11 protein-coding genes are annotated in these 10,790 nt (G+C 43.1%); 4 read left to right on the forward strand and 7 right to left on the reverse strand.

The features are described 5' to 3' along the window. The first annotated feature begins 100 nt into the window (after nucleotides 1-100). From BGX12_RS14610 to BGX12_RS14625, 4 genes are all read left to right on the forward strand, one after another. Nucleotides 101-358 carry a hypothetical protein gene (locus BGX12_RS14610; protein WP_146196372.1) on the forward strand — a complete coding sequence of 86 codons (258 nt, stop codon included), beginning with the start codon at nucleotides 101-103 and terminating at the stop codon, nucleotides 356-358. A gap of 120 nt (nucleotides 359-478) precedes the next feature. Next, nucleotides 479-643 carry a hypothetical protein gene (locus tag BGX12_RS15595; protein WP_158278278.1) on the forward strand — a complete coding sequence of 55 codons (165 nt, stop codon included), beginning with the start codon at nucleotides 479-481 and terminating at the stop codon, nucleotides 641-643. A gap of 156 nt (nucleotides 644-799) precedes the next feature. Next, complete coding sequence (locus tag BGX12_RS14620; protein WP_146196373.1) at nucleotides 800-1,606, forward strand: hypothetical protein; 807 nt, start codon at nucleotides 800-802, stop codon at nucleotides 1,604-1,606. Continuing rightward, nucleotides 1,587-2,225, forward strand: a complete 639-nt coding sequence (locus tag BGX12_RS14625; RefSeq protein WP_109736774.1) for a hypothetical protein — start codon at nucleotides 1,587-1,589, stop codon at nucleotides 2,223-2,225. The genes BGX12_RS14620 and BGX12_RS14625 overlap by 20 nt, the downstream gene beginning before the upstream one ends. A 31-nt stretch (nucleotides 2,226-2,256) precedes the next feature. Here BGX12_RS14625 and BGX12_RS14630 read toward each other — a convergent pair whose 3' ends face one another. From BGX12_RS14630 to BGX12_RS14665, 7 genes are all read right to left on the reverse strand, one after another. Continuing rightward, the gene (locus BGX12_RS14630) at nucleotides 2,257-3,336 is read right to left on the reverse strand and encodes a Fic family protein (RefSeq protein WP_073160091.1); all 1,080 of its coding nucleotides are present in this window, start codon (nucleotides 3,334-3,336) and stop codon (nucleotides 2,257-2,259) included. 130 nt (nucleotides 3,337-3,466) lie between these two features. Then, nucleotides 3,467-4,261: an SDR family NAD(P)-dependent oxidoreductase gene (locus BGX12_RS14635; protein ID WP_109736775.1), complete on the reverse strand. Its 795-nt coding sequence runs from the start codon at nucleotides 4,259-4,261 to the stop codon at nucleotides 3,467-3,469. 363 nt (nucleotides 4,262-4,624) lie between these two features. Beyond that, nucleotides 4,625-5,326: a hypothetical protein gene (locus BGX12_RS14640; RefSeq protein ID WP_073160087.1), complete on the reverse strand. Its 702-nt coding sequence runs from the start codon at nucleotides 5,324-5,326 to the stop codon at nucleotides 4,625-4,627. Nucleotides 5,327-5,328: 2 nt separating this feature from the next. Continuing rightward, nucleotides 5,329-6,195, reverse strand: coding sequence for a transglycosylase SLT domain-containing protein (locus BGX12_RS14645; protein WP_139258392.1), 867 nt, complete (start codon nucleotides 6,193-6,195; stop codon nucleotides 5,329-5,331). 325 nt (nucleotides 6,196-6,520) lie between these two features. Beyond that, entirely contained in the window at nucleotides 6,521-7,891 is a 1,371-nt protein-coding gene (locus BGX12_RS14655; RefSeq protein WP_109736776.1) for a lanthionine synthetase LanC family protein, read from the reverse strand. Further along, complete coding sequence (locus BGX12_RS14660; RefSeq protein WP_109736777.1) at nucleotides 7,891-9,096, reverse strand: MalY/PatB family protein; 1,206 nt, start codon at nucleotides 9,094-9,096, stop codon at nucleotides 7,891-7,893. Before BGX12_RS14660 ends, BGX12_RS14655 begins: the two co-directional genes overlap by 1 nt. A 120-nt stretch (nucleotides 9,097-9,216) precedes the next feature. After that, entirely contained in the window at nucleotides 9,217-10,392 is a 1,176-nt protein-coding gene (locus tag BGX12_RS14665) for a PLP-dependent aspartate aminotransferase family protein (protein WP_109736778.1), read from the reverse strand. Nucleotides 10,393-10,790: the final 398 nt, after the last annotated feature.

Below are 10,790 nucleotides of genomic sequence, written 5' to 3' on the forward strand. Positions count from 1 at the left end.
ATTAAATTTTAGAAAATAGCCCATTTTTTGTTTAATTTAGGCGAAAGTCAACAAAAAAGGGTGGCGAAGCCACCCACACATGTTGATGAAGAGCCAAATTTTGAATCAAATTCCCTTTGATCCGTATAAAATGCAGTTCCTGGGTACAGCCTCTAGCGACTGGATGGACAATTCTAAACCTTACCACAAAATCGTTGGCGTCCTGCTGGATGTGAAGTCCGTAATGCGGAACTACCGTCGCAACGAAATTGCTCAATTCAAGTTGGCGGAAGTTGTGAGATCCCAGGTAGAAAGCATATTTGAAAGCTACGACAGAGGGAGATTTTCATCTGGTGCAGACACGAAAATACGGCCTTAAAACGATGATGACGGCAATTTCTTTCTAAAAACAAAAAAAGTGTTGCAAATAAGAGCATAATTAGTTATCTCTGTTAGAAATCAGCGAACAACAAACGTTTTTCTTTTGGCGGAGGAAAATATGGCTACTTTTGACGTATATTTAGGTTGGAGAAGGTGCTCTTCTCTCCAAGAAAAAAGGACCGGCCTGCAACTGGAATTGCTGGTCGGCCCCGTAAAGGACTTTGTAGCCCCTTTGAGTTTTGTAAAGCTACATAAATCCTTTGCTCTTGGCAATTTCATTTAACCGCCCGCAAGGGCAAAGGAGTCTGCAACGGCAGATTATGGACCTCTATTACCTGTAATCGGTTCTTGTGCACCGAGAGACACCATTTACACCCATGAATTCCGGCCTTCCCCTGGAGTTGGTGGGTTGGTTCCGTCCATTTCGTGGACTCGTAATTTGATGGAACAGGAAAAGCCGTCTTTTCAACAATACCTTCGCGCAATCAAGGATATCGACGCAGAGATCGTGCTACCTGGCTGGAAAAACTACGTGGCGCGAGACAGGGCTTTGGAACAAATGCGTTTGTTGAGGTATTACGGCGGGTATCAAGGGATGAAGTGGGACCTGACCACCGGTTCTCCCAACAACCATTTGGATTCTTTAATACGAACGAAATACCCGCGCTATCCTAGGTATTTTTCTAAAGATGGTTTGTTTAGCAAACTTGAACTTCCAAAAGTCAATGCGCCCTTTGACGTCTCCCATTTTCATGCGACATTGAGCAAGTATCTTGACTGGCCTCAAAATCACCAATATATACGTCCTGATCTAGCTGGCTGGGCTGGTGACATGTTTACTTTTGCGCGAGATTTGAAGGACTTGCGTAGTAAGGGGTGGTTTAGCAATGACAGTTTATACAAACTGGCGGACCTTAGCATTGGTGAAAAGCTTGATGGTTTTAATCATAGTTTTGGACGTAGTGACTTCTACGCAGATGTTGACGCGCGGAACATCTCGACCTTAGTTGGACAAGGGCTGCCGTTGCATACTGCTGTTGAAAATTATTTTGAAAACGATCTTTACGGCCGCTTCGGCATGTTCGTGAATAGCTATGGCGGTTGGAAAAATTTTGAAAAACGCGTGCGTAGCTATAATTTTTTCCCAATGAACCCTTTGCTAGAATCTATCTTTATTGATGCCGCACAAAGGGCGTTTATCAACAAAGTTAGGGAAGGCTGTCTTCGTGAAATGGATTGCTTTTAAAATAATTCTTGCGATTGCAACACTTGTTTTTGTTGTAGAATTTATACTCTGGAGGAATCTTATTCCAGAGTATTTTTTCTCAGCATACGCAGACAAGGTAAATGTCGGTGACACGGAGATTGCAGTTTTTGTTGATAAAGATTTTATCATGCAAAGTTTTCATGGGCATACCTATCGTTTTTATGTCTGGGTAAGAAAACAAAACTTTTTTTATTCGTTGTCGCACAGCGATTATTTAGATAAGTACTTTGAAGTTGATGTTGACAAAATCGTTCCTTATTATGTATCCATGTCAAAAGAGGAAACTGTAAAATTCGTTTATGTAAGCGAAGATCGTAGATACCCCAATCATCGAGATACCTATGCTTTGATTCAGGATGAAACTGGGGAAATTATAGCGCTAGACATTTTTGAAGAAAAGAACGATACGTTAAATACGATAGAAAGCAAGTGCCGTATAAGGATTCCTGAACGAGGTGCGTCTGTTCCGGCTGAAAGCGTCCAATTCGAAGAGGCGTCCTTAAAGGAAATCAAGCGAGTGATTAACCAATATACATTTAAGGAATTGGATTGCCTCGAATCGTTGGCCAAGGAACAGAAGAAAGGATTTTTATATTAACTGAAAAAAAATATGCTAACTGATAAATTCGCTATATCAAGTCTATCAACTCGTAAAAAACATATAAAGTATTACGTTTCTGATGATTGCTGAACACAAGGTTGAATTCAACGAGTTTATCTAACGCTCGATTGATGGCTGTGTTGGAAAGCCCAGTTTCTTTTGCAATCGACTTACTAGTATGTATAGGCATCTTGAAAAAGCACTCAAAAACCTGCTTTGCAATTTTCGAGGAGCACTTTTCGTCTATCACCTGAATACTGCGTGTGTACAACTTTTCAATCTTGACTATGTTCTCGCTATACTTGATACTTTGCTTATTGACAATGTCCAGAAAGAACTTCACCCATTCGTTCCAGGCGCCATTGCTACGAATATCGTTTAGCAACTTGTAGTATCTATACTTTTCTTTTTCAATAGCTTCGCTCAAGAACAGGTACAGTCTATCAATTTCGTGGGTAAAAAACAGGTACAAGACTATAATCATTCTGCCAATACGTCCGTTGCCATCTTCAAAAGGATGGATCGTCTCGAATTGAGCGTGGATTAGCGCAGCATTTACGAGATTCCGCTGCGTTGGAGAAGAATTGTTCATGTAACTGATGAGATTGTCCATCAGTTTCTTGACATTTGACGGTGCTGGTGGCGTGAACGAAACATCCTTTGTAGCTTCGTCCTTGATATAATTTTGCTTTACTCGATACCTACCAGTGTTTTCCGAGGTTTTGTGCACGTTGCCACTAAGTAAAATCCGGTGCATTTCCAAAAGCATTTCTTCACTGAATCGTCCATCACGAATCAAATAAGAGAGGCCGCTATTCAAGGCATTAGTGTAATTGTCTAAATCCTTGTTACTTGTGCTCGTTTCATTTGTCGCCTTGTTTTCTAGGGATTCTTCAAGACTCGTGCAAGTTCCTTCCATGCTAGTTGAATGAAAATTTTCCTTCCAGAGCATGGATCGAGTACAAGATTCTTCGGCGATAGACCTTTTCAAAGCAGTTAGGTAAATGCCCATATGGGACGTGGCGTCAATAAGTTCGTCAAAATATTCACGCTTATCTAGCTTTTGTAGTGCAGATTCGATAAACTCAGCTTTAAAAGGTTCTTTCATAGTAAATACAAAAATACATAAAAATGTATTTTAAGAAAAGTGTACAAGTGTTCAGAAATTCACATAAAAAAGCGACCCTTTTCAGGATCGCTTTCACACTAACGGAAGACACATTTTTTTCAGCTAATTACTACTCAGTTTCACCGTAAAGGCTTACCTTGTTATCTTCCTTGGTGGTGGTGTAACCAGCATCCACAGGAAGCTTTACGCCGGTGATGGCACTGGCTTCGTCGCTTGCAAGGAAATAAGCGGCAGCAGCGATTTCGGAAGGTTCAATCCAGCGATTCAAAAGGCTCTTATCTTCGGCAGCCTTGCGAAGCTTAGGATCGGAGTAGTCGTACTTGATGGCCATTTCGGTCTTGGTATAGCCAGGAGCCACCGAGTTCACGCGAATACCGTACTCGCCCAAATGGAAGGCTGCGGTACGGGTAAGCCCGTCAACAGAGGACTTGGAAATTCCATAACCGAACGGAGACCATTCTGCAAAGGATGCCACAAAGGAGGACACGTTCACGATGGCACCCTTAATCTTCTTTTCCACAAACACGCGGGAAACATGCTGAATCAAGTAGAGGCTTCCCCAGAGGTTCACATCTTCGGCCTGCTTGATCAGTTCCGGGTCAAAGTTCAGAATATTCTTGCGGTGGCCCGTGATGCCGGCGTCATTGAACAGGGCGTCGATGCGGCCATACTTCTTTACCACTTCGGCGATGACTTCCTGACCCTGCTTGTAGTTGGTCACGTCAAGCTCGTAGGCGGTAACGTCGTGACCTTCGGCAACAAGCTTTGCCACTTCTTCGTCAAGTTCCTTCTTCTTGATATCGGTGGCGGCAACGGCCCAGCCTTCCTTCAAAAACTTCTTGACACCTGCAAGACCAATACCCTGTGCAGCACCAGTAATAACGACAACTTTCTTTTCACTCATTTTTAAAATTCCTTTTTTTTGCCGACTTCATTCGGCCCGATTTCTGTTTTTGATTATTTCGCCCGGCACCGCGCCAGGTCTTTCGTCCTTAAGTTTTTTCCACTTGATTAACTACTTGCTTTGACCAAAACATCAAGGACTTTTGATATTTGAGCGAAGCAGTTATCTATTCTTCTGCATGCCTTTCGGCATTCGACAGTCACTACACATAATGAACTCCTTCGAATGCTTAGGTGAACTCGAAAACATTTTCTAATTCCCTATCAATCTTGTAGGAATAAAAATAGAAAACCCCTGCCTTCTGGCAAGGGATAGTTTTTATACTATTTTTCTAGGGTTAGATATAGGTTTGTTTTATAACAGTTAAGCCTGATTGTGCCTTGTCATGACAAGAGCAAATACCGCGCTAATCAAGAAATTGCAAGGAATGAAAATTGTATCCAGTGTGGAAAAATTTCCGTACAATAGTTTTCCTACCACAATTACAGCCGTTGGCAAATAAAAGAGTTTTGTGCATTTAAAAAGCAAAGTAATTGGACCGACAACCATCATGAACCTAGCAAAGGTCAATGCCATTGTGATGTTCTCATTGCTGCCAAGGGATACCCAAAATCCTATTACGGTTAGAACTACTGTATTCGACACAAAGTAAGCGATTTGCGTCTTTTTGCTGAATTTTATTTTATCGCAAAACTTCAGGACGAGTGCAATCAACGCAATTGTTATAATCGGTAGAAGCAACAGTTCCGCATAGAAATCAAACCAGCACGCAATTATGACTATTATAGTCAAGGGAAACACGTCGTAACAGCATAAACAAAATAGCTTTTTTATGAATTTTTCATTTGCTTGACTAAATTTAACGATGCGTTTGCATACAAATTGCCAAGGAAGTCGAATAAAAAGTAAAAAACATAACAAAGAACCCGTCGTTAGAACGATCGACATAAATATGTCAGCCGATTCACATTCTCTGTTTAATCTGCTCATTAACAAAGCGCAGTATGCTGTTGCAAAAGTTGCAATGCCAACCCGAGATGCAAATAGTTCAGCGTCTTTGTTCATTGTTATTCAGCGAATAGAGATGGACACAGAGTGTATGTCGATATAAGTAATGCTCGAAGAAAATTGAGTAAAGGAGCACCTTCGTTGTAATTGTATTGTGACGGCGGATTTATCCAGGGTTTTTCTTGATACAGTCTTGCAACCCTTTTCCCGTAGTCATTTATTCGTCGGGCGGAAAGGTTGTTGTACAATGTCGCGATTTTTTCTATGTCAAGTCCTCCGACAGCATTTTGTAACTGTTTTAGATGCTTTGCTCCAGCATATATATTGTATTCAGGAATTCTTAACTGCTCTCTCGACCCAAAATTATCACCCCAAAATTGAGTGTTTATATTCATTGGTAAAATGGACTTGTTTATACTTTCAGGAATATAATTCGGAGTTAGGTTAAATGCCCCAAACACATTTGAAATGGCATTGTCGTAATAGCCATGAGTGGTCTCCATATAAACTATAGCTCTCAATAAATCCGGGTCTAAAGAATACTCCTTTGCTGCGGCCACAATCAGCGAATTGTACTTTTCGACTCCGTTTAATTGGTGAATTTCATTCCAAGGCATTTCGTTACTAGCAGATTTGTTGTCGCAAACTGGAAAATATACATTTGCTTTATTTTCCAAAATTGCCTGTTTTCTTTTTGCTGGATCATCAATGAATTCAACGAGCGAAGGCTTTCTAATGAATTTTAATGTATCTGCATCACTCCACTCATCAAAGTGAGAGTCGCTCCATTCACTCGCTAGACAACGATTTTTATAATTTTCGTATTCTTTTTTTGCTTCTGGCAACAGAGATATGTCGTAACCAAGTCCATTTTCGTCAACTACATTGATGTTTTGTAGAATTGTGTTAAAAAAATCCTTTTCCATGTAAGCCTCGTATTTTATTTTCAAGGAATATAAATAATTTTCCGAATATTTTTCTCCAGAATATCAAGGCGATTTATCTTTAAAAAAGAAATGAGGGGAGTTGTATCAGAAACAACAATCATTTCGATGAAGCCTCAATTTCTTCAAATACAGCTAATTCATCTTCGATTTCGGAAATATCCATGTCAATATACGGAATTCCCATATCGCCATAAATATCAATAAGCTTTCGCTTGGAAATTCCTCAAAGTTCAACAATCTTTAATATATCAAATTTTGAGGCAAAAAGCAAGTCGTACAATATATGCAGTAGCGCTACGATCCCTTAAAGATAATATTCAAAGAACTCTGCGATTTGTATGTGCTTTTCGGCGGCAATGAGTTTCAGCAGAGATCCAGCAACGCCTGCGGCACCGATGTAGAATCCGGTGTAGCTGACGATTCGACTGGGGTTCACGCGATCCCAGGCTCCGTACCAGCTCAGGCCCGTTTCTTCCTCAAAAGATTCACCTAGCAAAACATCAGCAGAACGATGAGCCAGTTTCAGGTATTGAGCGTCTCCATAGGTCTTGTAGAGTGTTGCAAAGTATTCCAATGCGCCGGGGCCACCGCAGCAAATGCACTTGCTTCCCCAATAGCCCCAGGACTTGATTTCAGGAACACCAGCCTTAACAAGGCCTGCATACAAACGCTTCACCCACTGCAAATATTTTTCGTCATGAGTCAACTCATAAAGTTTCTTGAAGGGCAAACTCGCTCCGATAGGGCCGCCGCACATGCCTAAATAGAATTTGTCAAGGGGACCTTTTTCCGGATGATCCTGGTACGGGAACAGCACAGAAGTTTTATCGCCAACGGCAATTCCTTCCAGATATTTAATCACATCGTCGGCTAGCTTCAAGTAACGCTTATCCTTGGTAGCTTCGTAAAGAGCAGCCCACAAGTAAGCCGTACCTGCCGAACCATGGGAGAAGTTCACATGCACGGCACCCTTCTCTCCTTCTCCAACACTTTCAAGGTCGTAAAGGTCGTAATAGGTTCCACCGTTTTTTGCAGGGCGACCAAACTTTTCAATGTAGGCACCAGCCTTCTTGGCGGTTTCCAGATAAATTTTCTTGCGGGTATCCTTGTAGACCTGCAGCAAATAGACGATGCCGCCAGCGTCACCCACGATGTCGCGGAAGTCGCTCCAGCGCAATCTATTTTCGTCTTCAATGGCGGCCTCTACAAATGTGTTGGCTGTGCGGATTGCAAATTCGTAATAGCGATTTTCATTGGTTTCACGGTAAAGTGCGTAAACAAACTGACCTTCGCTAATGGGGCCAACCTTGTAACTAAAAAACCAACCGTTTACAGGGTTCTGCTTCTGAACTTTATGATAAAATTCAAGTCCGCGAGGATTGGCAAGAATATATTCCGCAGCAGCCTTGGCTTCGTCAAGCCATTGCTCATCGCTAGTCACCTGGTACAGACGCAAAAAGAAAAAGCCGATGCCAGCGGAACCCGCATAAAAACTGGTCTTGCCAACGAAAGGGTTGTCCTTATAGCCATTCTGACCATCTGGAAAAATTTTCCAGGTCTTGCCCACTTTTTCTTTCACTTCCAAGGATTGAATCCAGCGGGCAGCACCAATTGCCGCGTTCAGATAATCATCAAGAGTATTTTTCTTAAGCAGACTTGTGGTTTTGAGTTTCATTAAAGAGCCTCCAGCGCCTTTTTAATGCGGTTCAAAGCTTCTTCCAGAATGCTGCGGGGGCAAGCGAGGTTCACACGCTGGAAGCATTCTCCGGTTTTTCCAAAGAGGGTTCCGCTATTGAGCCACAGACGGGCCTTGTTACGAATCAAGTCATCCACCTGCGTGGTAGAAAGTCCCGTGCCCTTGAAATCCAGCCATGCCAAGTAGGTGGCTTCCATAGGAACAAGCTTTACGCCGGGCAGATTTTCCTTGACGAACTTGTCCACAAAATCAATGTTTCCCTTCAGGTATTTTTTCAACGACTCCAGCCATTCTTCGCCGTGTTCGTATGCGGCCTGGGCGGCAACAAGCCCAGGAATCGTGACTTGGCTGTAACCGATGCCATCAATTTCCTTGCGGATGGCCTTGCGGACTTCGGGATTCTTGATAAAGGCGTGGGCGATCTGGAGGCCAGCCAGATTGAATGTCTTTGTGGGAGACGTTACCGTAATGGAATTGTCCGCAAACTTTTCACCCAGGGAAGCAAACACGGTGTGGGTTCCTTCGAAAACGAAATCGTTATGGATTTCATCAGCGACAACGAACACATTATGCTTCAGGCAGATTTCGCCAACGCGCAAAAGTTCTCCGCGGGTCCATACGCGGCAAACCGGATTGTGGGGGCTGCAAAGCAAAAACAACTTCACATTATTTTCCACAATCTTTCTTTCAAAATCTTCGAAGCCAATATGGTAGCGTCCATCTTCGCCATAAACCAGATCGTTGCTAACAAGTTTGCGATCGTTCTGCAGAATCACATCCGGAAAATGCATATAGACCGGTTGCTGTATCAGCACGGCATCGCCCACTTTCGTAAAGGCCTTGATGGCCAAGGCCAGCACAATCATGACGCCTGGAGTCTTGATCACCCATCTGGGATCAAATTCAAAATTGTGGCGACGACGGTAAAAATTCTGAAGCGCCTTGAAGTATTCGGCCTTGGGTTCGGTGTAGCCAAAAATGCCATGTTCCACAGAGCGGATCAGAGCATCCTGAACAAAGGAGGACGTTCTGAAATCCATATCCGCAATCCACAGCGGCAACAAACCGTTAGAATCTTCGCCCGGCTTCAATGCGCCGCGTTCTACTGCAAAATCATACTTCAGGCAGTTGGTACCGCGACGATCCACAATCTCGTCAAAGTTTAAATTTCTCTCTTTCGTCATATTTGAAATCCTCTTTTTTTCCGTACAGGGATCCCGGCCTACGCCGGGATGACGTTTTCGCGCGAAGCGCCATTATTAACATTTTTTCATCATCAATTATCAATCATCAATCATCAATTATTACACATACGCTCCATCGTTACCTGAGTGCAGTTCTATAATGGCATTCTCAAAATCCTTAATCAAATCCTGCACATTTTCAATGCCCACAGACAACCGCAAAACGCTAGGCGTAATTCCATTCTTCTCCAAAATATCCTTGGGCACATCCGCGTGAGTCTGAGTAATCGGGTAAGTAATCAGCGATTCCACACCGCCAAGGCTTTCTGCAAACTGAATCAACTTCACATTTTCCAAAATATAAAGTGCAAGTTCTCGGGACTCCACCTCGAAAGTAATCATGCTGCCAAAACCAGACGCTTCTTCCTTCAAGATATCGTGACCCGGATAGTCTTCAAAGCCCGGGTAATAAACCTTTTTCACATGCTTATTGTTGCGGAGCCACTTGGCGATTTCCAAAGCGTTTGCGGCCTGACGCTCCATGCGAATAGGCAAAGTCTTGATACCGCGAAGCAAAAGCCAGCTATCGAAAGGAGCAAGGCCCGAGCCCACCGTCTTGATAAGGAAGCGGAACTTTTCCGCAATATCCTGACGGTTCGTTGCAAGGAATCCGGCCAAGGTGTCGTTATGACCGGCCAGGAACTTGGTGCCGCTTTCAATGACAATGTCGGCGCCCAAATTCAGCGGCTGAGAAAAATAGGGAGAAAGGAAGGTGTTATCCACAATGCACAAAATGCCGTGAGTCTTGGCGATGCCAGCAATGCGACGCACCGACACAATGTTCATCATGGGGTTTGTAGGTGTTTCGAAATAGAGAGCTTTGGTGTTAGGCTTGATAAAACTTTCGATGTCATCGGTGCCGAAATTCACGCGAGTGATTTCAAGGCCGTTCTTCTTGCTGACATTATCAAAAAGGCGAATGCTTCCGCCGTAAAGATCGGAGTCGATAATGATGTTGTCGCCCGGTTCAAAAATTTCAAAAAGGGCAGCAATTGCCGCCATGCCGCTGGAGTATGCCAGCGCGTCAACGCCCCCTTCCAGGGAGGCCACAATCTTTTCCAGCTGTTCACGGGTGGGGTTCTGCAGGCGGCTGTAATCAAAGCCCGTGGACTTGCCAACGCCACGATGAGCAAAAGTCGCCGTCTGGTAAATGGGAAAACTGATGGAACCCGTTCCATCCTTGTCAAAGCGGTTCAAATTACCGTGAATACATCGAGTTTCAATACCTAAGCTCATTAACACCTCTCCTTTTTTCGCTAAAACCAGTTCTTCAAAGCGTCATCTTGACACAATTCAATGCGTCATCCTGAACGAAGTGAAGGATCCAGTCTTTCCTATCATTTTAGTAGGTTTATTAACAAGCGCAAATATAGATGGCTTTTTAGTTATTGTCCAATACTTAATTTTTAGCTCACGTTATAGGCTTTTACTATAAAATACTACAAAGAAATTGCACTTTCGTGCAGAAATTCACCCTACACAACTTGCACTTTCGTGTAGAAATTCATATATTACTACTTGCACTTTCGTGTATACTTATTATGGAACGCAAAATAATCGAAAAATTCAGGGACTGGAAAAATCGTTCAAAGGGTAAGTCCGCCCTACTTGTCGATGGCGCAAGGCGAATCGGC

The organism is Fibrobacter sp. UWR4, from assembly GCF_003149045.1.
GTDB lineage: Bacteria > Fibrobacterota > Fibrobacteria > Fibrobacterales > Fibrobacteraceae > Fibrobacter.